General features: G+C 74.1%; 20 protein-coding genes and 1 pseudogene. 10 read left to right on the top strand and 11 right to left on the bottom strand.

All coding sequences use genetic code 11. The features are described 5' to 3' along the window. Positions 1-145: 145 nt before the first annotated feature. A complete protein-coding gene (gene rlmN / locus NJC10_RS08440) occupies positions 146-1,543 on the bottom strand; it encodes a 23S rRNA (adenine(2503)-C(2))-methyltransferase RlmN (RefSeq protein WP_319075904.1) in 1,398 nt (465 codons plus the stop codon). A gap of 411 nt (positions 1,544-1,954) precedes the next feature. Between rlmN and NJC10_RS08445 the strand changes: the two genes are divergently transcribed. Then, a complete protein-coding gene (locus NJC10_RS08445) occupies positions 1,955-2,230 on the top strand; it encodes a three-helix bundle dimerization domain-containing protein (RefSeq protein WP_319075905.1) in 276 nt (91 codons plus the stop codon). Between the two features lie 21 nt (positions 2,231-2,251). Here the strand turns inward: NJC10_RS08445 and NJC10_RS08450 are convergent, their stop codons facing one another. Then, positions 2,252-3,505 (bottom strand): isochorismate synthase MenF, encoded by a 1,254-nt coding sequence (locus tag NJC10_RS08450; RefSeq protein ID WP_319075907.1) that lies wholly within the window; start codon positions 3,503-3,505, stop codon positions 2,252-2,254. A 146-nt stretch (positions 3,506-3,651) separates the two neighbouring features. Here NJC10_RS08450 and NJC10_RS08455 point away from each other — a divergent pair, with 146 nt between their 5' ends. The 4 genes from NJC10_RS08455 (at position 3,652) to NJC10_RS08470 (ending at position 7,771) form a co-directional block, all read left to right on the top strand. Further along, entirely contained in the window at positions 3,652-4,377 is a 726-nt protein-coding gene (locus tag NJC10_RS08455; RefSeq protein WP_319075909.1) for a low molecular weight phosphatase family protein, read from the top strand. A gap of 197 nt (positions 4,378-4,574) precedes the next feature. Further along, positions 4,575-4,934, top strand: a complete 360-nt coding sequence (locus tag NJC10_RS08460; protein ID WP_248115718.1) for a metal-sensitive transcriptional regulator — start codon at positions 4,575-4,577, stop codon at positions 4,932-4,934. A gap of 83 nt (positions 4,935-5,017) precedes the next feature. Further along, positions 5,018-5,236 (top strand): heavy-metal-associated domain-containing protein, encoded by a 219-nt coding sequence (locus tag NJC10_RS08465; RefSeq protein WP_248115719.1) that lies wholly within the window; start codon positions 5,018-5,020, stop codon positions 5,234-5,236. 3 nt (positions 5,237-5,239) lie between these two features. Next, positions 5,240-7,771 (top strand): heavy metal translocating P-type ATPase, encoded by a 2,532-nt coding sequence (locus NJC10_RS08470; protein WP_413466421.1) that lies wholly within the window; start codon positions 5,240-5,242, stop codon positions 7,769-7,771. Positions 7,772-7,779: 8 nt separating this feature from the next. On the opposite strand, the gene NJC10_RS08475 is transcribed toward NJC10_RS08470, so the two are convergent. Then, complete coding sequence (locus tag NJC10_RS08475) at positions 7,780-8,199, bottom strand: DUF4259 domain-containing protein (RefSeq protein ID WP_248115720.1); 420 nt, start codon at positions 8,197-8,199, stop codon at positions 7,780-7,782. A 74-nt stretch (positions 8,200-8,273) separates the two neighbouring features. Here NJC10_RS08475 and NJC10_RS08480 point away from each other — a divergent pair, with 74 nt between their 5' ends. Then, positions 8,274-8,855, top strand: a complete 582-nt coding sequence (locus NJC10_RS08480; RefSeq protein ID WP_319075913.1) for an SRPBCC family protein — start codon at positions 8,274-8,276, stop codon at positions 8,853-8,855. A gap of 32 nt (positions 8,856-8,887) precedes the next feature. On the opposite strand, the gene NJC10_RS08485 is transcribed toward NJC10_RS08480, so the two are convergent. Both NJC10_RS08485 and NJC10_RS08490 read right to left on the bottom strand, forming a co-directional pair. After that, positions 8,888-9,217 (bottom strand): putative quinol monooxygenase, encoded by a 330-nt coding sequence (locus NJC10_RS08485; RefSeq protein ID WP_319075915.1) that lies wholly within the window; start codon positions 9,215-9,217, stop codon positions 8,888-8,890. Further along, positions 9,214-9,654, bottom strand: a complete 441-nt coding sequence (locus NJC10_RS08490; protein WP_319075917.1) for a hotdog fold thioesterase — start codon at positions 9,652-9,654, stop codon at positions 9,214-9,216. The genes NJC10_RS08485 and NJC10_RS08490 overlap by 4 nt, the downstream gene beginning before the upstream one ends. A 49-nt stretch (positions 9,655-9,703) precedes the next feature. Here NJC10_RS08490 and NJC10_RS08495 point away from each other — a divergent pair, with 49 nt between their 5' ends. Further along, the gene (locus NJC10_RS08495) at positions 9,704-10,609 is read left to right on the top strand and encodes an alpha/beta fold hydrolase (protein ID WP_319075918.1); all 906 of its coding nucleotides are present in this window, start codon (positions 9,704-9,706) and stop codon (positions 10,607-10,609) included. Positions 10,610-10,653: 44 nt separating this feature from the next. Here the strand turns inward: NJC10_RS08495 and adhP are convergent. The 4 genes and pseudogenes from adhP to NJC10_RS08515 all read right to left on the bottom strand — a co-directional run. Beyond that, a pseudogene (gene adhP, locus NJC10_RS08500) lies at positions 10,654-11,664 on the bottom strand (alcohol dehydrogenase AdhP); the annotation flags it as partial. A gap of 53 nt (positions 11,665-11,717) precedes the next feature. Further along, a complete protein-coding gene (locus NJC10_RS08505; RefSeq protein WP_319075919.1) occupies positions 11,718-13,241 on the bottom strand; it encodes an aldehyde dehydrogenase family protein in 1,524 nt (507 codons plus the stop codon). Between the two features lie 122 nt (positions 13,242-13,363). Then, positions 13,364-14,833 (bottom strand): helix-turn-helix domain-containing protein, encoded by a 1,470-nt coding sequence (locus tag NJC10_RS08510; RefSeq protein WP_319075921.1) that lies wholly within the window; start codon positions 14,831-14,833, stop codon positions 13,364-13,366. Next, positions 14,830-15,267 carry a DUF779 domain-containing protein gene (locus tag NJC10_RS08515; RefSeq protein WP_319075923.1) on the bottom strand — a complete coding sequence of 146 codons (438 nt, stop codon included), beginning with the start codon at positions 15,265-15,267 and terminating at the stop codon, positions 14,830-14,832. The genes NJC10_RS08510 and NJC10_RS08515 overlap by 4 nt, the downstream gene beginning before the upstream one ends. 313 nt (positions 15,268-15,580) lie before the next feature. On the opposite strand from NJC10_RS08515, the gene NJC10_RS08520 reads away from it, so the two are divergent. After that, on the top strand, positions 15,581-16,219 hold the full coding sequence (locus NJC10_RS08520; RefSeq protein ID WP_319075924.1) for a GNAT family N-acetyltransferase: 639 nt from the start codon (positions 15,581-15,583) through the stop codon (positions 16,217-16,219). Here the strand turns inward: NJC10_RS08520 and NJC10_RS08525 are convergent. Next, complete coding sequence (locus NJC10_RS08525) at positions 16,179-17,834, bottom strand: thiamine pyrophosphate-dependent enzyme (protein WP_319075925.1); 1,656 nt, start codon at positions 17,832-17,834, stop codon at positions 16,179-16,181. The genes NJC10_RS08520 and NJC10_RS08525 overlap by 41 nt on opposite strands. A 159-nt stretch (positions 17,835-17,993) precedes the next feature. Here NJC10_RS08525 and NJC10_RS08530 point away from each other — a divergent pair, with 159 nt between their 5' ends. Continuing rightward, a complete protein-coding gene (locus tag NJC10_RS08530) occupies positions 17,994-18,827 on the top strand; it encodes a CGNR zinc finger domain-containing protein (protein ID WP_319075927.1) in 834 nt (277 codons plus the stop codon). 75 nt (positions 18,828-18,902) lie between these two features. Next, positions 18,903-19,916: an L-lactate dehydrogenase gene (locus NJC10_RS08535; protein ID WP_248115728.1), complete on the top strand. Its 1,014-nt coding sequence runs from the start codon at positions 18,903-18,905 to the stop codon at positions 19,914-19,916. A 50-nt stretch (positions 19,917-19,966) separates the two neighbouring features. On the opposite strand, the gene NJC10_RS08540 is transcribed toward NJC10_RS08535, so the two are convergent. Then, positions 19,967-20,362, bottom strand: coding sequence for a hypothetical protein (locus NJC10_RS08540; RefSeq protein ID WP_248115729.1), 396 nt, complete (start codon positions 20,360-20,362; stop codon positions 19,967-19,969). Positions 20,363-20,465: the final 103 nt, after the last annotated feature.

A 20,465-nucleotide genomic window follows, 5' to 3' on the forward strand; every position in this document is an offset into this window, starting at 1 on the left:
ATTCGGCAAGGCCCCGAGCTGGAGACCGACGACGGCGCCCCGCACCTCTGGGAGAAGAGGTGCCGGGCGCCGTCGGGTGCGGGTGCCCCCGTTCCACGAGTGCGAGTGACCGGGAAACCCGGTTCCGTCAGCGAAAGCGCCGGGGTCAGTCGACGTCCTCGGCCGCCAGCTGGCCGCATGCGCCGTCGATCTCCTTGCCACGGGTGTCGCGCAGGGTGGTGGGGATCCCGGCGGCGTTGAGCCGGTCCACGAACTCGCGCGTCACGTCCTTCTCCGAGGCGGTCCAGATGGAGCCCGGCGTCGGATTCAGCGGGATGGGGTTCACGTGCACCCAGCCCTTGCCGCGCGCGTTGAGCTTCTTGGCGAGCAGGTCGGCGCGCCACGCGTGGTCGTTCATGTCCTTGATGAGGGCGTACTCGATGGACACGCGGCGGCCCGTCTTCACGAAGTAGTCGTACGCGGCGTCGATCGCCTCGTCCGCCTTCCACCGGGAGTTCACGGGGATGAGCTCGTCGCGCAGCTCGTCGTCCGGCGCGTGGAGGGAGAGCGCGAAGGTGAGCGGGATGCCCTCCTCCGTGAGCTTGCGGATGGCCGGCACCAGGCCGACCGTGGAGAGCGTGACGTGCCGCGCGGACATGCCCAGGCCCTCCGGTGCCGGGTCCACCATGCGTCGCACGGAGGCGATCACGCGCTTGTAGTTGGCCAGCGGCTCGCCCATGCCCATGAAGACGACGTTGGTGACGCGGTCGGCGTCGTGCCCGCCGTCCTTGCGCTTGCCGCCGAGGCCGCCCGCGGCGATCACCTGGTTGGCGCGCACGATCTGCTCCACAATCTCGGCCGTCGACATGTTGCGGGTGAGCCCCGCCTGGCCGGTGGCGCAGAACGGGCAGTTCATGCCGCAGCCGGCCTGGCTGGACACGCACAGCGTCACACGCCCCGGGTACCGCATGAGCACGGACTCCACGAGCGCGCCGTCGAAGAGCCGCCAGAGGAACTTCACCGTGTCGCCGCGGTCGGTCTCCATGCGGCGGACCTCGGTGAGCAGCGGCGGGAAGAACGCCTCGGCGATCGCCTCGCGCTTGTCCTTGGGCAGGTCGGTCATCTGCTCGGGGTCCGTGGTGAAGTGCTCGAAGTAGTGCACGGAGAGCTGCTTCGCGCGGAACGCGGGCAGGCCGATCTCCTTCGCCTTCTCCTGGCGCTCGGCCAGGGTGAGGTCGGCGAGGTGCTGCGGCGGCTGGGAGACCCGCGGCTGCTTGAACTGCAGCTGCGGGCGTCCGTCCGGTCCCATGGGCTGGGCCCAGCCCTCGGTCTTGGGCATCACCTGGGGGCGCTCGGCGGCCGCGGCCTCGCGGCGCTTCGGCGCGGAGAGCTGGTGGCCGACCCCGGCGCGGTGCATGCGCTCGCGGTCCTCGGCGAGCTGGCGGGCCTCGGACTCGTCGATCATGCCGCGCTCGGGCCGTTTGAACGCGGGCTTGCCGGTGCGGTCCGTGCGATGGGCGGGGGCGGGCTTCGAGCCGGGGCGGCGGGGCTGGTAGTCAGACATCCCGTCCATTCTCCCAGACGGGGCGGCGGTCCCGGCGGGTCGGTTCACGACGACGTCGGCAGCCCCCGCAGGATCCGGCGCGCCACCGCGCCCCGCCGGCCAGGACAGGGGCACCATGGCTGCGTTCACCTTTCGTTTACCTTGCGCCCGAGGTCTCGCCGACCAGGGACCCATCGCCCGGATCCGCACGATTCCGGCATCTTCCGGACCTTTGAGGGACCTTCCGAGGGTTCGACGGACGCTCCGGACCACCGGCGAAGACTTGCCAAATCCCGCCGTCCGAGTAGGCTGGTTAACAAGTTGTTCACCTTTCGTTCACTTCGGAAGGGTGGGACACATCGATCCATCCGGCGGGGCCCGCCCCGCATCAGCCGCCGAGTGTCACGCCCGGCTCAGAGAGGAGTCATCCCCATGACCACCCCGAACACCGACCACCACCTGCCCACCGCCCCCAGCCCCCTGATGCAGCGCCACGTGCTGGCCCGCGTCGAGAACAAGCTCGCCCAGCGCTTCGCGGACGAGGTCCCCGCCGACGCCGTGCGCGCCACCGTCCGCGCGGTCGTCGCCGACCTCAAGGCCGAGGCCCGCCTGACCACGTTCCTGCCGGCCATCGCCGAGCACGAGGCCGGCCGCCGCCTGCGCGAGGCCGCGCATGCTGCGGCCCCCGGGGTCGCCCAGGCCGCCTGAGCCGCCTGAGCCGCCTCGGGGTCAGCGGAGCCCGAGCGCCCGCCGCATCGGCTGGAGCTTCACGCCGACCTCCACGACCTCCTCCTCGGGCACCGCCCCGGGCACCATGCCGCCGCCGGCGTGCAGCCGGATCCCGCCGGGCACCTGCTGGCCGCAGCGCAGCGCGAGCGCGATCACGCCGTCGCCGGTCTCGTCCATCCACCCCACGGGCCCGGCGTAGCGGCCGCGGTCCACGGGCTCGACCTCGGCGATCAGCCGCACGGCCGCCTCTCGCGGCGTGCCGCCGACCGCCGCCGTCGGGTGCAGGGCCGCCACGACGTCCAGGACGGTGCCGCCCCCGTCCCGAAGCCGCCCGCGCACGGCCGTGGCCAGGTGGTGCACGTTGGGCAGGGTCAGCACGGTGGGCGCCGGATCCGCGTCCTCCAGCTCCACCACCGGTGCGAGGGCGTCCACCACCGATCGAGCAGCCCAGCGGTGCTCATGGCCGAGGCGCTCGTCCGCGGCGAGGCGGGCCCGCAGCGCGGCGTCCTCGGCCGCCGTCGCACCCCGCGGCAGGGAGCCGGCCAGCACGCGCGAGGAGACCTCGCCCGCGTGGCGCGTCGCGAGGATCTCCGGGGTGGCCCCCACGAGCCCGCCGACGGCGAACACCCACGTCTGCGGGTAGTCCGCCCGCAGCGCCTCGACCGCGCGCCACAGGTCTGCGTCCTCGGCCGGCACCGTCAACGTGCGGCTGATGACGACCTTCTCGAGCGGCTCCCGCCCGGCCCCGTCCCCGGGGCGTGCCAGGCGTTCCAGGACCTCCCGCACCCCGGCGGCGTAGCCGACGTCGTCCCACGCGCGCTCCGCGGTGTCCGCGGGCAGGGGGAAATCCTCGCCTGTCAGCAGGCGCGCGTCCGGATCGGCGGCGGCGGCCGCGGCGAGCGCGGCGCCGTCCGCGTGCTGTGCGATGCCGCGCACCCCGTCCGCATCCGCCCGGGCGAGCCGCTCGGGCACGCGGAGGACGGCGGGCTCGGCGGAGTCGTCGGCGAAGGTCGAGGAGATCCAGCCGCGCACGGGCGCCGCGGGGTCCGGCCGTCCCGCGACGGCGGCCTGCCACAGCGCGGAGAGCCGGCGCAGCCGATCCCGCCCCGTCAGGAGCACCGTCCACCCGCCGGTGCCGCGCCATGCGACGTCCCCCTGCGCCCAGACCACCGCGTCTGCGAACGGCGAGGCGGCGGCGTCGAGCACGCCGGCCACGGCCGGGCCGACGTCCGGGAGGGCGGATCGGGCACACATGGCGTCCATTCTCTCCCACGGCCGGGCCGTCGCGAACGGCCCCGCCCGGCCGCACCGCCGCCTTCTCGCAGACGCGATGCACTAGCGTGGAGGGGTTCGTTAGCCCCGCGTTCACCTCGAACGCCCGCCCACCCGAGGTCCTTCCCATGTGCCCCATCCCCCCGGATCCCGACGCCGCTCCCCGCACCCCCGAGGACGGCGTCCCGCTCGACGCCGTCGCCGACCAGCCCTCGGAGGCGGCGCCGCACGGGATGCCCGCCCGCGTGCTGGAGCGCGAGGCCGTGCGCCTGCACGCGCGGTACCCGGAGGTGGGCGACGTGGCGACGGCGCGCACCGTGCTGGCCGAGTCCTACGCCACGCTGTCCGCCACGAGCCGTCACCCGGAGATGCTCGCGACCACCTCGGTGCGCCACGCGGCCGACCGGCTGCGCGCCATGGCGATCGCGCAGGGCAGCATCGAGTCGCGCCACCCCCGCGTGCTCTTCGTGTGCCACGGCAACGCCGGCCGCTCGCAGATGGCCGCGGCCCTGCTGGAGAACCGCTCCGCCGGCGCGGTGAAGGCCCGCTCCGCCGGCACCTCCCCCGCGGGCGAGATCATCCCCACCGCGCTGGACGCCATGACCGAGGCAGGCATCCCCCTGCACCACGCTTACCCCAAGGGGCTGGACGCGGACGTCCTGCGGACGACCGAGCTGGTGGTGCTCTTCGACGGTGCGGACCCGTTCGAGATCCCCGCGGGCGCGGAGGTCCGCCGCTGGTCCGTCCCCTCCATCCGCGGCCTCGGAATCGAGCAGGTGCGGAGCGTGCGCGACGCCCTCGACCTCCAGGTGCGCGAGCTGATCGCCGACCTGGAGGAGCGGGCCGCCGCCTGAGCGTCGCCCCTGCCCTCCCCCACGGCCGCCCGGCCGCCCGGCCGCCCGGCCGCTCGCCGGGCGGCCGTTGCCGTCGCACGAGCCGGCGCGAAGGCGCGACGGGGTCGCGCGGCCACGGCGGCGCCGCGCAAGGACACACCGCGCGCGGCGGGATCGGCCCATGGACGGCATACCCCCATGGGGTATATGGTCCAGGGGTGAACAGCGAATCAGCCGGCACCTCCGCGTGCCACGCCGTCGACCCGTGCGAGGGCCCCGAGCCGCCCCACGCCGTCCACCGTGACAGGGACGCGCACCTGAAGCGGCTGCGCCGCATCGAGGGGCAGGTCCGCGGCATCCACCGCATGGTGGAGGAGGACGTGTACTGCATCGACGTCCTCACGCAGGTCGCCGCCGTCACCAAGGCCCTGCAGGCCCTGAGCCTCAACCTCACCTCGGAGCACCTGCGCCACTGCGTGGCGGAGGCCGCCGTGCAGGCGGAGGCGCAGGGCCGCACCGACCTCATCGACGAGAAGGTCGCGGAGGCCACGGCCGCCATCGGGCGGCTGCTGCGCTGACGCGCACCCCCGTCCGCGCCCTCACCGCCCAGACCTCAGACACCACCGGAACCACCGGAACCGCCCACCCGAAGGAGCACCCCATGACCACCACCGACCTGAAGATCACCGGCATGACCTGCGGCCACTGCGTCGCGTCCGTGACGGAGGAGCTCGGCGAGCTCCCCGGCGTGACCGCCGTGGACGTGGACCTCGTCAAGGGCGGCGCGTCCACCGCCACCGTGACCTCCGAGTCCGACCTCGACCCCGCCGCCGTGCGCGCCGCCGTCGAGGAGGCCGGCTACCAGATCGTGGAGGGCTGACCCGTGACGGAGAATCGCACCCGTACGCCCGCGCAGGCCGCCTCCGAGGTGCTCAGCACCGGCGGGCGCCGCGTGGACCTCGACGTCTCCGGCATGACGTGCGCCTCGTGCGTCGGCCGGGTGGAGCGCAAGCTCGGGAAGATCGACGGCGTCGAGGCCTCGGTGAACCTGCCCCTCGAGCGGGCCACCGTCACCGCGCCCGAGGGCGTGAGCGACGCCGAGCTGATCGCCGCCGTCGAGAAGGCCGGATACACGGCGCGGGTGCGCGAGGACCCGCACGCGCGGCCCGCCGTCACCACGGCCCCCACCCCGGGCGCGGAGCCGACCGCGGACGCCGGCGCCATGGAGGACGCGGGGCACGCCGGAGGCCCCGCGGGTTCCAGCACCGGCCACCACGCCGCTCGCGGCGATCGCCCCGGCCACGCGGACCACGACCACGTGAACCACCTGGAGCACGGCCCGCGGGAGGACGTGCTGCGCCCACGGCTGATCGGGGCGGCCCTGCTGAGCCTGCCCGTCCTGCTGATCTCCATGGTCCCGGCGCTGCAGTTCCCGCACTGGGGCTGGGCGGCGCTCGCACTCTCCGCGCCGGTGGTGTTCTGGGCGGCCTGGCCGTTCCACTCCGCCGCCGTCCGCGCGGGCCGCCACGGCAGCTCCACCATGGACACCCTCGTGTCCGTGGGCGTGCTCGTCTCGTGGGGCTACTCCGCGATCGAGCTGCTGCTCGACCCGGGCATGACCGCCCACGTGGGCGGCGGCATGGCCGCGATGATGCACCACAGCCTCTACTTCGAGACCGCGGCGGTCATCACCACCTTCCTGCTGCTGGGCCGCTGGCTCGAGGCCCGCGCCAAGCGGGAGGCCGGCGCCGCCCTGCGCGCCCTCCTGGACCTCGGCGCGGCCCAGGCCACCCTGCTCCCCGGCTGGGACAGCGCCGACGACGGCGACGGCCCCTCCGGCGACCGCCTCGCCGAGCGCGTGGTCCCCGCAGAGCAGGTGAACCCCGGCGACGTCGTCGTGGTCCGCCCGGGCGAGAAGGTCCCCTCCGACGCGGTGGTGCTCGAGGGCGCCTCCGCCGTGGACGCCTCCCTGCTCACCGGCGAGTCCGTGCCCGTGGAGGTCGGCCCCGGGGACGAGGTCACGGGCGCCACCCTGAACACCTCCGGCCGCCTGATCGCACGCGTCACCCGCACCGGCGCGGACACGACGCTCGCCCAGATGGGCCGCCTCGTCTCGGACGCACAGACCGGCAAGGCCCGCGTCGCCCGCCTGGCGGACCGCATCTCGGCCGTGTTCGTGCCCGTCGTCCTGGCGCTGGCCGTGCTCACGTTCGCCGTGTGGCTGCTCGTCACCGGCGGCGACGTGGCCCCCGCCCTGCGTGCCGGCGTCGCTGTGCTGGTGATCGCGTGCCCGTGCGCGCTCGGCCTCGCCACCCCCGTGGGACTGCTGGCCGGCACCGGCCGCGCCTCCCAGCTGGGCATCCTCATCCGCGGCCCCGAAGTCCTCGAGGACACCCGCACGGTGGACACCCTCGTGCTGGACAAGACCGGCACCGTGACCGAGGGCCGCATGCGCCTGGCCGCCGTCCGCCCCGTCTCCGTGGGCGAAGCGGAAGCCTCTCCAGACGCCTCCGTGCGCGGGACGGGAGCCCCCGGCGCCGCTGCGCACCCGGCCGAGGACCGCGTCCTCGCGCTCGCCGCGGCCGTGGAGACCGGCTCCGAGCACCCGATCGCCCGTGCGATCGTCGACGGCGCCCGCGAGCGCGGCCTCGATCTCGCCGCCGTGCAGGACTTCGCCTCCACCCCGGGCGGCGGCGTGACCGGCGTGGTCGAGGGCCGCCGCGTGGCCGTGGGACGTGGATCCGTGGTCGACGACGCCCTCGGCGGCCCGATCCCCGCCGAGCACGCGGAGGCCTTCGCGGCCGCCGAGTCCGCCGGCGCCACCGCCGTGTGGGTGGCCGTGGACGGCCGGCTCGCCGGGATCGTCTCCGTGACGGACACCGTGAAGCCCTCCTCCGCGGCCGCGATCGCCCGGCTCAAGGACCTGGGCCTGCGCCCGCTGCTGGTGACCGGTGACAACGCCGCGGTGGCCGCCCAGGTGGGCGCCGCCGTCGGGATCGCACCCGAGGACGTGGTGGCCGGCGTCCGCCCCGAGGACAAGGTGAACGTGGTCCGCCGCCTGCAGGCCGAGGGCCGCGTGGTCGCCATGGTGGGCGACGGCGTCAACGACGCCCCCGCGCTCGCCGCCGCGGACATGGGGATCGCGATGGGCTCGGGGACGGACGTGGCCCGCGAGGCCGCGCAGATCACCGTGCTCGGCGACGACCTGGACCAGGTGGTGCAGGCGCTCGAGCTGAGCCGGAGGACTCTCGCCATCATCCGGATGAACCTGTTCTGGGCGTTCGCGTACAACGTGCTCGGCATCCCGATTGCGGCATCGGGCCTGCTGAACCCGATGATCGCCGGCGGCGCGATGGCGGCCTCGAGCGTGCTCGTGGTGCTGAACTCCCTGCGGCTCACGCGCTACGGGCGCTGAGCACCGGCTCAGTTCGGGACGGCGGCCGCGCGGGAGACCGCGAGCCACTCCTCGTGCTCGCCGGACTCCTCCCAGCGCTCGAACAGCTCGGAGGAGGCCGGCTCGCGCAGCACGACGCCGATCAGCTCGTGCAGGGTCAGGACGTCCTCGTCGGAGAACTGGGCCCGGAAGGTGGAGAGGTCCAGCTCGTCCGTGCCGGCGATCTCCTCGAGGGCGGCTGCCGCGGGGGCCTCGGAGTCGTCCGCCACCCGCAGGATCGCACCCATGGCGAGGAGCCGGGCGCCGGGGTCCGCGGGGATGAAGTCCTCATCCTCCTCCGAGCGGAAGGTGCCGCGGTACTCGTCGAGCCGGAAGGTCCCGTCCAGGACCTCGTCCACCAGCTCCTGCGCGGCGTCGTTCTCGAAGACGTGGATTCCCCAGGTGCTCATGGAGCAACACTAGGCCCGCCGCGCCGCCGGGGCCAGGACTCCGGCCGGTTCCCAGGGGTTCCTAGACTGGCCGCATGAGCACCGAGCCGACCCCCTCCGCGAGCCCCGAGACCCCCACGACCTCCCCGTCCGAACAGAGCGAGCCGGGCGCACCGTCGTCGTCCGCCGCCCTGCCCCGTGCCGCAGCGCAGGCGGCGTGGCCCACGCGCGTCGAGGTCGGCGAGCGCCAGGTGGCCTACCGGCTCACCGTGGACGCCCCCGCCGAGGAGCTGTGGGCTGCGCTGGCCGACCCGCACCGGCACCACGAGGTGGACGGTTCGGGGACCGTGAAGCCGAAGGTCAGCGGGCCGCACCGGCTGGCCGTGGGCGACCGGTTCACCGTCGCCATGAAGAAGTACGGGGTGCCGTACCGGATGACGCTGACCACCACGGCCTCCGAGCCGGACCGCCTGATCGAGTGGGCGCACCCGGGCGGGCACCGCTGGCGCTGGGAGTTCCTGGACAACGGGGACGGCACCACGGAGGTCACCGAGATCTTCGACTACTCATGGACGCGCCCCGCCGTGGGGAAGGCGCTCGAGACGCTGCGGCTCACCAAGGACAACGCCCGCGGCATCCAGGCCAGCCTCACGCGGCTGGGGGCCCGCCACCTCTGAGGGGCCCCCGTCGTCGTCGAAGGGGGAGGTGCTCAGTAGGCGCCGTGCGCCGTCGTCCAGTGCGTGGCCGCCGGCGGCTCCGCCAGGTGCGGTGTGACGAGGGCACGCCAGGCCGGGAACGCGTCCGACTCGCGGAAGCCCACGGTGTGGTCCTCGAGGCGGCGCCACCCGATGATCAGCCGGTAGCACAGGGGGTCCTCCACCTGTCGGACCAGCTCGAAGGACGTGGCGTCCCTGTCCCGGAACAGCGCGGCGGCCTCGGCGACGGCGGTCTCGAATGCCTCCTCCGCCCCCGCGGCCACGTGCAGCTCCACCGACTCGACGACCGGCCCGGCCGTCGTCGTGCCCTGCCCGGCGCTCATGCGCGCACCCGCGGGCTCGTGGAGTGGCCGGTGAACCAGGCGACGAGCTGGCCGTCCGCCTCGATGCCGACCTCGATCATGCGGTCGCGACCGAACTCCACCGACTGGCGGGCGGTCGCCACGAGGTGCGCGCCGAGCCTGGCGGGCGCCACATAGGTGATCTCCGCGCGCCGGGTGACGGGGGCGGCGCCGAAGGTCGCCACGCAGTACGCCAGCGCCGAGTCCGCGAGGTGGAACAGGAAGCCGCCGTGGCAGATCTCGTGGGAGTTCACCATGTCCGCGGTGACGTCGCGGTGCAGCACCGCGCGCCCCTCGGCCACCTCGCCGAGGGTGACGCCGTGCTCGCGCACCGCGGGGTCGTTCGCGTAGATCTCCTCGAGGCGGGCGAGGATCTCGTCCCGGCTCTGGCCGGAAGAGCTCTGGGGGGTCTCAGTCATGGGCCCATTGTGTCGCAGGTCGCGCCGCCCCCGCGCCTAGGGTGGCGGTGTGACACAGACCACCTCCACCCCCGTGCGCCTCCGCGCCCCCGACGGCTTCGTGCTCGCGGCCCGCCACTTCACCCCCACGACGACGACGCCCCCGGCTTCGCCTGCCGGCACCGTGGTGATCGCCTCGGCGACCGGGGTAAAGGCCACGTACTACCGGCGCTACGCCGAGTTCCTCGCCGGCCACGGATTCCACGCGGTCACGTTCGACTACCGGGGCGTCGGGGAGTCCCGCGAGCCGTTCGCCGTGGCCCGGCGGGCGCGCTGGGCGGACTGGGGCGCCCTCGACGCGGACGCCGTGCTCGGCTGGGCCCGGACGCACCTGCCCGGCCCCCTCCTGACGGTGGGCCACAGCTACGGCGGGTTCGGCATCGGGCTCGCGGACGAGGCGCGGCATGTGGCCCGGCACGTGGCCGTGGGCGGGCAGCACGCCCACTGGCGGGACTACCGGGCGCGGCCGGGACGGGCGCGGATGTGGGGTCGCTGGCATGCGGCGATGCCGGCGATCACGCTGGCCCGCGGTCACTTCCCGGGGCGGCGGCTCGGCTGGCTCGAGGACCTGCCGCGCGGGGTCGCCCTGGACTGGGCGCGCAGCCGCCGCGACTTCACCGCGAGCGCCCGCACCGCCGCCGGCCGGGACGAGCTGCGCCGTCGTCTGGCCGCGTTCACGGCGGACGCGCTGATCGTGGCGCCCGTGGACGACGACTTCGGCACCGACGCCGCCCTCGACCGCGCGGACTCCTACTCGCCGGGTCGGCGGACGGTGCGCTGGCGGGTGCGGCCGGAGGAGCTCGGTGTCGCGGAGATCGGGCACTTCGGGCTGTTCCACGCGCGGTTCGCGCCGACCTTCTGGCCGGCCACGCTGGAGTGGCTGCGCGACGGCGTCGTCCCGGCCGCGGCCCGCTGAGGACCGGGCGTCGGGCGCGCGGCCGCCCGCCCCGTCCCCACGACGACGACGGCGCGGCCCTCGATCTTGCCGTGCCGCATCTCCTCGAACACGTCGTTGATCTCGGTGAGCGGACGGGTGTGGAACGTCGGGTGGATCTTCCCGGCCGCATAGAACTCGAGCGCCTCGACCATGTCCTGCCGGGTGCCCACGATCGAGCCGCGGATGGTCAGGCCCTTGAGGACGATGTCGAAGATCGGCGCGGGGAAGTCGCCCGGGGGCAGGCCGTTGAACACGATGGTGCCGCCGCGGCGGGTCATCGCGATGGCCTGGCCGAACGCCTGCGGGTGCACGGCCGTGACGAGCACGCCGTGGGCGCCGCCGATCTTCTCCTGGATCTCCACAGAGGGGTCCGCGACGTTCGCGTTCACGGACAGCTCCGCACCGTGCCGAGTGGCGAGCGCCAGCTTGTCGTCCGCGACGTCCACGGCCACCACGCGCATGCCCATCGCCACGGCGTACTGCACCGCGATGTGCCCCAGGCCGCCGATGCCGGAGATCACCACCCACTGCCCGGGCCGCACCTCGGTCTGCTTCAGCCCCTTGTACACCGTGACGCCGGCGCACAGGATCGGGCCGACCTCCATCGGGTCCGCGCCCTCCGGGATCACGGGCGCGTAGCGGGCGTCCACGAGCATGTACTCGCCGAAGGACCCGTCCACGGAGTAGCCGCCGTTGACCTGTTCCTCGCACAGGGTCTCCCACCCGGTGCGGCAGTACTGGCAGTGGCCGCACGCGCCCCACAGCCACGCGTTGCCGACCATGTCCCCGACCTTGAGGTTCTCCACATCGGGTCCCACCGCCTCGACGATGCCCACGCCCTCGTGGCCCGGGATGAACGGCGGGGTCGGCTTCACCGGCCAGTCGCCCTCCATCGCGTGCAGGTCCGTGTGACAGACGCCCGAGGAGATGAGCTTCACGAGCGCTTGGTGCTGGCCGGGCGTCGGGCGCTCGACCTCCTTGACGTCGGCCTCTGTGCCGAACTGGGTGACGACGGCTGCCTTCATCGTGGTCATGGGGATCACGTTTCGTGGGGTGGGGAGAGGGGTTGTGCGGTGCCGGCGTCGGCTCAGAAGAACCCGAGCTTGTCCTCGGAGTAGGAGACGAGCAGGTTCTTGGTCTGCTGGTAGTGGTCGAGCATCATCAGGTGGTTCTCACGGCCGATGCCGGAGGACTTGTACCCGCCGAACGCGGCGTGGGCCGGGTAGGCGTGGTAGTTGTTCACCCACACGCGGCCGGCCTGGATCGCCCGGCCCGCGCGGTAGGCGGTGTTGCCGTTCCGGGACCACACGCCGGCGCCGAGCCCGTAGAGCGTGTCGTTGGCGATCCGCATGGCGTCGTCGAAGTCGGTGAACGTGGTCGTCGAGACCACCGGCCCGAAGATCTCCTCCTGGAAGATGCGCATCGAGTTGTCCCCGCGGAAGATCGTGGGCTGCACGTAGTAGCCGCCGGCCAGTTCGCCCTCCATCTCGGCGCGGGCGCCGCCGATCAGCACCTCAGCGCCCTCCTGACGGCCGATGTCCAGGTAGGACGTGATCTTCTCGAGCTGGTCGTTGGAGGCCTGGGCGCCCATCATCACGTCCGTGTCCAGGGGGTTTCCGGTCACGATGCGCGAGGTCCGCTCCACGACGGCGTCGAGGAACTTCTCCGCGATCGACTCCTGCACGAGCGCACGCGACGGGCACGTGCAGACCTCGCCCTGGTTCAGCGCGAACAGGGTGAAGCCCTCCTGCGCCTTGTCCCAGTAGGCGTCGTCGGCCGCCATGACGTCCTCGAAGAAGATGTTGGGCGACTTCCCGCCCAGCTCCAGGGTCACCGGGATGATGTTCTCCGAGGCGTACTGCATGATCAGCCGGCCCGTCGTCGTCTCGCCCGTGAACGCGATCTTGCGGATGCGCGGCGACTGCGCGAGCGGCTTGCCGGCCTCGAGGCCGAAGCCGTTGACCACGTTGACGACGCCCGGCGGCAGCAGGTCCGCGATCAGCTCGATGAACACCATGATCGAGGCCGGGGTCTGCTCGGCGGGCTTGATCACGACGGCGTTGCCCGCGGCCAGCGCGGGTGCCAGCTTCCACACCCCCATCAGCAGCGGGAAGTTCCACGGGATGATCTGGCCGACCACCCCGAGCGGCTCGTGGAAGTGGTAGGCGACGGTGTCCTCGTCCACCTGGGACAGGCCGCCCTCCTGCGCGCGGATCGCGCCGGCGAAGTACCGGAAGTGGTCGATGGCCAGCGGGACGTCCGCGTTGAGGGTCTCACGGACGGCCTTGCCGTTGTCCCAGGTCTCCGCGACCGCCAGCATCTCGAGGTTCTCCTCCATGCGGTCCGCGATGCGGTGCAGCACGAGCGCCCGCTCAGCCGCCGAGGTGGCGCCCCAGGCCGGGGCGGCCTTCCAGGCGGCGTCGAGGGCGACCTCGATGTCCTCGGCCGTGCCGCGGGCGACCTCGCAGAACACCTTGCCCGTCACGGGCGTGACGTTCTCGAAGTACTGGCCCTTGACCGGGGGTGTCCACTCTCCGCCGATGAAGTGCTCGTAGCGGGACTTGAACTCGACCTTGGCTCCCTCGGTGCCCGGGAATGCGTAGACGGTCATGGTGCTGGCTCCTTTGCCTGCGGTTGCCTCGGCGCCGGGTGGCGCCCTGCCGTGGCTGTGACCCTAGTCACAAGGAGGTTGCACGAAGGTTGCAGCCGGGCGCGGGTGAGGGGCGGGCCGGGTCAGGCCAGGTCCCGCTCGATCCGCTCGAGCGTGGCCACGGCGAGCGCGCGCCGCGGCGAGTCCGTCGGCAGCAGACGCAGGGCGGCGCCCCAGAGCTCGACGTCGTCGCGGGCCTCAGGGCGGCCCAGGTAGGCCCAGAGCTGTTCGACATCCGCGTCCTGGGCGACGGCCTCGCGCAGCGCCTCCCCCAGCTCCGCCCGGATCGAGGCGACACCGGGGGACACCGACCGCGGCAGCACCGGCCCGGCCGCCGCGTGCAGCGCACGGTCCAGATCCCCGGCGCGCAGCGCCTCCCGCGCGCACAGCAGGTCCGCGTGCACCTCCCCCACGAGCCGGTACGGCCGGGACAGCAGCGCCACCGGCGCCCCCACGTCCTGTAGCGCCCGGCGGAGTCGATGCACCTCGGCGCGCAGCGAGATGGCGCGGGCGGGGGCGTCGCCCGGCGCGGGCCGGTGCCCGGCGGTCTCCTCCGGATACAGCGCGATCTCGAGCTCGGCGCCGGTCAGGCCCGGGCCGTGCCACGCGAGGAGGGTGAGGATCTCGGCGTGCCGGCCGGTGAGCTCGACCCCGTCCAGCGTGGGCGGCAGATGGCCGGTGACGCGCAGCAGGCCCGCTACGTCGTCGTGGCGGTGCGGCGCGGCGGCGGGGCTCGGCTCCGGCGAGGCGGACGGCGGGGCCGAGGGGCCCGGCGTCGGGACGGTGCCGCGGGGACGGCCCCGGGACGGGGCGGGCAGGTCCCGCCAGGCGGCGTGCACGGCGTCCACGGTGGCCTGGAGCAGCGGCAGGGCGAGGTGGCTGACGGCGTCCTCGCCCCCGGTGAGGTCCAGGACCCCGACGAGCCGCCCGGTGGCCGGGTCTGTGAGCGGGACGGCCGAACAGCTCCACGGGTGCACGCGCGGGCTCAGGTGCTCGCCGCGGCTGACCTGTGTGGGGGCGCCGGTCGCGAGGACGATGCCGGGGGCGGAGGTGCCCATGGACGCCTCGGACCAGTCGGCGCCGGCCACGAAGCCCATGGTCTCGGCGTGGCGCACCGCGGTCCGGTCGCCCTCGACCCACAGCAGGTGGCCGCGCGCGTTGCCGATCGCGGCGAGCATCCCGGCCTCGGCCGCAGGCTGGATGAGCATGCGGCGGACCACCGGCAGGGCCACGGCGAGGCGCTGCTCGCGGCGGGCGGTGGCGAGGTCGTCGTCGGAGAGGGTGGCCGGGTCGGTCTGGCCGGGCACCGCGGGGGCGGTCGCGGACGCCCCTGCGTCGAGGGCCGACCCCGCGGGGGTGAGGGCACCGAGGGAGCGCAGCCAGGACTCACGGACCTCCCGGCGCAGCCCCTGGAGGGCGGCGCGCAGGCCCTGGTCCGCGCCGGTCGGAGCGGTGGGCGACGACGGCGCGAGCGACAGGCGGACCGAGTCGAGGGACTCGTGGGCCCGGTCCACGGCGCGTCGGTAGGCGCCGGTCGCGAGGGTCGAGCTCATCCCGAGCCGGCCATCAACCGCGAACGGATCAGGAACCGCTTGCCCTCGGGGGCCTCGACGGAGAAGCCGGAGCCGCGCCCGTCCACCACGTCCAGGGTGAGGTGGGTGTGCTTCCAGTACTCGAACTGGGCGGCGGACATCCAGAACGGGATCTCCCCGGCCGCCTGGTCCCCCTCGGCCGGCAGGGCGAAGGTGCCCAGCAGGACGTCGGCGGCGCCGGTCGTGAAGTCGCCGGCGGGATAGCACATGGGCGCGGAGCCGTCGCAGCAGCCGCCGGACTGGTGGAACATGAGCGGGCCATGGATCGGGAGGAGTCGACGGAGCAGCTCGAGCGCCGCGGGCGTCATGGCGACGCGGGACACGGTCTCGCCCGGCAGCTCGGGGCGAGCCTCGAGCGCGGGCGCGTGCTCCGCCGACGAGGACGGCACGGTCATCGCGGCCTCCTGGGGATGGGCGATCGTCGGTCCCCTCACCCTAGCCCCCAACGTGACCCACGTCACCCCCGTTGTCGTGGTGGGGGGCGCGGCGGCCCGGAGGGTGCACCGAGAGCTGTGCCGCGGGCTGAGCCGCGGGCTGGGTCGCGCGGGGCCACGTGCTCCGCCGCGAGCCAGACGTCTCGGCTGCAATCAGGGGCTGGTCACGACGGAAACGTCTGGCTCACGGCGCGGGGGTGGGGAGGGGAGGAGGGGTGGGGCGGCGGGCGGCTCACACGGCCGCGCCCGGCGTCCACCCTCGTACACTCGGCACATGCTCCCGGACCCCAGCCCCACCGTCACCGTGGACGGCCTCCTGCTGCGCCCGCTGCGCGCCGCGGACGAGATCGCGGCGCGCGAGGCGGACGCCGAGCTGCATCGGGAGGGGTTCGACTTCCTGATGGCCGGCACCCGCTCCTTCCCCGCGATCCGCCGCGCGTTCGCCGCCGAGGCGCGCGGCGACGTCGAACCCGGCCGGGTGCCCGCCTCCTTCTACGTGGGCGTGGACGAGGCAGGCGAGCTGGTGGGCCGGGTGTCCGTGCGGTGGGAGCTGAACGAGGCGCTGCGCCACGTCAACGGACACGTGGGCTACGCGGTGCGCCCCGCGTTCCGACGGCGGGGCCACGCCGCGCGCCTGCTGCGCGGCGCGCTGATGCTGCTGGCCGCGCGCGGGGTGCCCGCCGCCCTGCTCACGTGCGACGAGACGAACACCGCCTCCGTGGCCACGATCCGCGCGTGCGGGGGCGTGCTGCGGGACCGGGTCGAGACGGGCCTCGACGGTGCGCCCTTCGCCGTCCCGACGCTGCGCTTCGACGTCCCCACGACGGCGGCCCGACCGGAGGGACGGCGCGGACCGGGCGGGGGCGTCGGCCTCAGTAGGCCCGGACGCGCTGCTCCACGATCAGGTGGATGAGGGCGAAGCGGCCCTCCACCTGCACGGCCTTCAGGGCGGCCTCGACGGCCGCGGGCACGTCCGCGTCCTCCTCCACGCGCACGCCGAACCCGCCGAACGCCTGCGCCATCTGCGCGAAGTCTGGGTTCTTCAGCTGCGTGCCGGAGATGCGCTCGGGGTACTGCTTCTCCTGGTGGGTGCGGATGGTGCCGTACTCCTGGTTGTCCATGACGATCACGAGGGGCGTGGCGCCGTACTGCGCGGCGGTCGCCAGCTCCTGGCCGTTCATGAGGAACTCGCCGTCGCCGGCGATGGTCACCACGGTGCGGTCCGGGAAGTTCAGGGACGCAGCCACGGCGCCCGGCACCGAGTAGCCCATGGAGCCGTTGCGGGCCGAGATCATGGCGCGGTAGCCCTCGGTCGGGAAGTACCGGTGCGCCCAGTTGGTGTGCTCACCCGCGCCGAGGGAGACCATCGAGTCCTTCGGCAGCTTCGGCACCAGGTTGGCCATGAGCGTGGCCATCCTCGCCTGACCCTCGGACGGCTCGGCCGGGGGCAGGGCCGCGAACTTCTCCTGCTCGCCGCGCATGCGGGCGGTCCACTCCTCCCACTCCGGCTTGACCTCGAGCTCCATGCGGACGAGGTCGCGGACGAACACGTCCGGCTTCGCGACGATCTGGTGGGACACGGGACCGGAGCGGCCGCGCAGCGAGGGGTCGATGGTGACGAGGAAGTTCTTCTTGTCCCAGTTCTGGCGGATCGTGAAGCCGTTGGTCACGACGTCGCCGGGCACGGTGCCCACGAAGACGATGAGGTCGGTCTCCTCGAGCAGGTCGTAGGTGGGCTTGGGGCGGCCGTAGCCGATGGGCCCCACGTAGGAGGGCGAGGAGAACGGCACGGTGCCCTCGGTGCGCCACTCGGCGGCGGCCGGGATCTTGTGGTCCTCGAGCCACTGGGTGAGCTGCTGGGCGCCCTCGTCCGTGAAGTCGTTGCCGCCGGTGATGAACAGGGGCTTCTTCGACTCCTTCAGCGCCGCGTGCAGGGACTTCCAGTCCTCCACCGGCATGCCGCCCGGGGCCACGGGGATCTGCGGGTGCACGTGATCCTCGACCTCGACGCGGATGACGTCCTCCGGCAGGCCGACGACGACGGGCCCAGGGCGCCCGGAGGACGCGGCGAACATCGCCTCGGCCACGATCTCGGAGGCGCGCTCGGGGTGGTCCAGGACCATGACGCGCTTGGCTCCGCTGCCGAACCAGGCGTGCGGGTCGAACTCCTGGAAGGCCTCGCGGTCTCGGTGCTCGAACGGGATGAGGCCCACGAACAGCACCATGGCGGTGGAGTCCTGCCACGCGGTGTGCAGACCGACGTGGGCGTTCGCGGCGCCGGGACCGCGGGTCACCATGGCGACGCCGGGCACCTCGTTCATCTTGCCCTCGGCCTCGGCCATGTAGGTGGCCCCGCCCTCATGGCGGCACACCACGTTCTCGATCCCCGAGTCGTGCAGGCCGTCGAGGACGTCGAGGTAGGACTCACCGGGCACGGTGAACACGCGCTTCACGCCGTGCGACTCCAGGGTCTTCACGATCACGTGGCCGGCGCTCAGTCGCTCGGCGGCCTCGGGGTTCTGCGTCATGGGGGCTCCTGTCGGCATGCTCCGGGAGCGCCCTCGCACCCCGGTCGGTCCGGCCCCGGCACTGGGATCGAGGGGCCTGCGGTCACAGTAGTTGACGACGCGCGGGCCGGGGAGGCGTGCCACGCGGTGTGACGTGGCACTCCCCCGTACAGTTGGCCCATGCTCTCCGCCCGCACCCTCACCCTGCTCTCCTCGATCGCCGCGTTCCTCAACACCGCGCCCGGCCCGCGAGGCGGTGCCGAGCAGCCCGAACGCCTGACCGCCGGCGCCCAGCTCGCCGACCTCGTCCCGGCCCTGCAGGAGGGCGACGCCCGCCTGCGCGTGGCCGCGGCCGCCGTCGTGCGCGCGAAGGACCTGCGCGAGCGCCTCACCTCCGCCTGGGCGCTGGCCGCCACGAACGAGGCCGCCGCCACCGAGGGCGTCAACGAGCTGCTGGCCACGGTCGGCCCCCTGCGCCTCGTGGCCGGGGAGGAGGCCGTGGACTTCGCGCCCGCGGACACCCCGTCCGACGCCGTCGAGCGCCTCACCGCGCTGGCCGCCCTCGCGATGGCCGAGGCCGCCGTCGACGGCGAGCTCTCCCGCCTGCGCGTGTGCGCGGGCGAGGACTGCGAGAACGCGCTCGTGGACGCCAGCCGCAACCGCTCCAAGCGCTTCTGCGACGCCGCCAACTGCGCCAACCGCACGCACGTGCGCAGCTACCGCGCGCGCCTGGCCGAGGAGACGGCGGAGACCCCGGCGCCCGAGGCGGGCGGGAAGGCGGAGCCCGTGAAGGAGGACGCCCCGGTCGAAGAGCCCGTGAAGGCCGAGGAGGGCAAGGCCGAGGAGGGCAAGGCCGAGGACGCCGCCAAGGCCGAGAAGAAGGCGGCCAAGGAGGCCGAGAAGAAGGCCCGCAAGAAGGCGGAGAAGAAGGCGGCCAAGGAGGCCGAGAAGGCCGCCAAGAAGGGCAAGAAGGACAAGAAGGCGAAGAAGGACACGGAGAAGTCCGACGACTGACGCCCGTCTGAACTCCCGGTGACGGGGCGCGCGGCCCCCTTCTGCGCGGCGCGGGTCGCCCCTACGCTGGCGCCCATGAGCGACCAGCGCGACCCGGCCCCCTCCCCCGCCCCGTCCCCGTGGGCGGTCAGCGACCCCGGCGTCCCCGCCCACCGCAAGGTCGGCGTGGTGGGAGCCGGCGGCGTCGGGACGGCGATCGCGTACGCCACCCTGATCCGCGGCGTGGCCCGCGAGGTCGCGCTCTACGACATCGACGAGCCCAAGGTGCGCGCCGAGGTCCTCGACCTCGCCCATGGCACGCCCTTCACCTCCGCGGACGCGATGACCGGCGGGGCGGACCCCGCGGTGCTGGCGGAGGCGGAGATCGTGGTGGTCACGGCCGGCGCGAAGCAGAAGCCGGGCCAGACCCGCCTGGACCTGGCCGAGCGCAACGTGGCGATCCTGCACGACCTGCTCCCCCGGGTGCAGGCCGCGGCGCCGGACGCGCTCATCGTGCTGGTGACCAACCCCGTGGACGTCCTCACCCTCGTGGCGCAGCGGATCACGGGGCTGCCCGCCGGACGGGTGATCGGCTCCGGCACCCTCCTGGACACCTCACGCCTGCGCTGGCTGCTGGCGGGTCGGGCGGGGGTGCACACGTCGTCGGTGCACGCGTCCATCCTGGGCGAGCACGGGGACACGGAGTTCCCGGCGTGGAGCTCCGCGCGGATCGGGCCGATGCCCATCCTCGAGTGGCCCGACGCCGCCGCGCCGCTCTTCTCGCTCGCGGACCTGGACGCCATCGCCCACACCGTCACGAACGCGGCCTACGAGGTGATCCAGGGCAAGGGCGCCACCACCTACGCGGTGGGCGTCGCGACGACGCGCCTGCTCGAGGCGGTCCTGCGGGACCAGCACGCCATCCTGCCGGTCTCCACGGTGCTCGACGGCCCCCACGGGCTGCACGACGTCGCGCTCTCGCTGCCGGCCGTCGTCGGGCGGGCGGGGGTGGAGCGGGTCATCCCGCTCGAACTGGACGCGGCCGAGACCGCGAAGCTGCAGGCCTCGGCCGCCGCGCTGCGGGCGACGGCGGCGCGGTTCGGCTTCTGAGGGGCGGTCCGGCTTGTGAGGCGCGGGCGGGGGTCCTCCAGCCGGCGAGCTCAGCCCTGCGGCCCACGCTCCTTGGCGGCGCGCTCGGCGGCCGCCTTGGCGCGGCGCTCGGCGGCCGCCTTGCGGAAGGTCTCCTCGGAGGAGAGGTTCACGCCGGAGCCATGGGAGAGGCGCGGCGGATTCTCGCGGGTGGAGAGCTGCAGCATGGCGACCACCACGAGCGAGGTCATGAAGAACACGCCGAAGGCGATGAGGCCGATGTCCACGCGCAGCGGGTTCGAAGTGCCCCCCGAGGCGGTGAGGGCGGCGATGACGCCGCCGACGAGGCCGAGCACGGCGGAGAAGATCAGCGGGCCCTTGACCGTGGTGCGCAGCCCGCCGCGTGCCGGACGGCCGGCACCGGTGCCGGCGCGGTCGTGGGACGGACGGGGGGACGGTGCGCTCACGGTGCGCCTCCTACGGGCTCGGGTGGCGTGCGCGCGGGCGCACGGGGGTGACGGCAATGTCGGCCCGGGCGGGATCCTCCCCGCGGGCACGACGACGGGCCGC

Source organism: Micrococcus sp. M4NT (genome assembly GCF_033790745.1).
Taxonomy (GTDB): domain Bacteria; phylum Actinomycetota; class Actinomycetes; order Actinomycetales; family Micrococcaceae; genus Micrococcus.

Bases quoted from the DNA above. Each gene is read 5' to 3' on its own strand.
- rlmN (WP_319075904.1), bottom strand. From the start codon at position 1,543: ATGTCTGACTACCAGCCCCGCCGCCCCGGCTCGAAGCCCGCCCCCGCC.
- NJC10_RS08445 (WP_319075905.1), top strand. From the start codon at position 1,955: ATGACCACCCCGAACACCGACCACCACCTGCCCACCGCCCCCAGCCCC.
- NJC10_RS08450 (WP_319075907.1), bottom strand. From the start codon at position 3,505: ATGTGTGCCCGATCCGCCCTCCCGGACGTCGGCCCGGCCGTGGCCGGC.
- NJC10_RS08455 (WP_319075909.1), top strand. From the start codon at position 3,652: ATGTGCCCCATCCCCCCGGATCCCGACGCCGCTCCCCGCACCCCCGAG.
- NJC10_RS08465 (WP_248115719.1), top strand. From the start codon at position 5,018: ATGACCACCACCGACCTGAAGATCACCGGCATGACCTGCGGCCACTGC.
- NJC10_RS08475 (WP_248115720.1), bottom strand. From the start codon at position 8,199: ATGAGCACCTGGGGAATCCACGTCTTCGAGAACGACGCCGCGCAGGAG.
- NJC10_RS08480 (WP_319075913.1), top strand. From the start codon at position 8,274: ATGAGCACCGAGCCGACCCCCTCCGCGAGCCCCGAGACCCCCACGACC.
- NJC10_RS08485 (WP_319075915.1), bottom strand. From the start codon at position 9,217: ATGAGCGCCGGGCAGGGCACGACGACGGCCGGGCCGGTCGTCGAGTCG.
- NJC10_RS08490 (WP_319075917.1), bottom strand. From the start codon at position 9,654: ATGACTGAGACCCCCCAGAGCTCTTCCGGCCAGAGCCGGGACGAGATC.
- NJC10_RS08505 (WP_319075919.1), bottom strand. From the start codon at position 13,241: ATGACCGTCTACGCATTCCCGGGCACCGAGGGAGCCAAGGTCGAGTTC.
- NJC10_RS08510 (WP_319075921.1), bottom strand. From the start codon at position 14,833: ATGAGCTCGACCCTCGCGACCGGCGCCTACCGACGCGCCGTGGACCGG.
- NJC10_RS08515 (WP_319075923.1), bottom strand. From the start codon at position 15,267: ATGACCGTGCCGTCCTCGTCGGCGGAGCACGCGCCCGCGCTCGAGGCT.
- NJC10_RS08520 (WP_319075924.1), top strand. From the start codon at position 15,581: ATGCTCCCGGACCCCAGCCCCACCGTCACCGTGGACGGCCTCCTGCTG.
- NJC10_RS08525 (WP_319075925.1), bottom strand. From the start codon at position 17,834: ATGACGCAGAACCCCGAGGCCGCCGAGCGACTGAGCGCCGGCCACGTG.
- NJC10_RS08530 (WP_319075927.1), top strand. From the start codon at position 17,994: ATGCTCTCCGCCCGCACCCTCACCCTGCTCTCCTCGATCGCCGCGTTC.
- NJC10_RS08535 (WP_248115728.1), top strand. From the start codon at position 18,903: ATGAGCGACCAGCGCGACCCGGCCCCCTCCCCCGCCCCGTCCCCGTGG.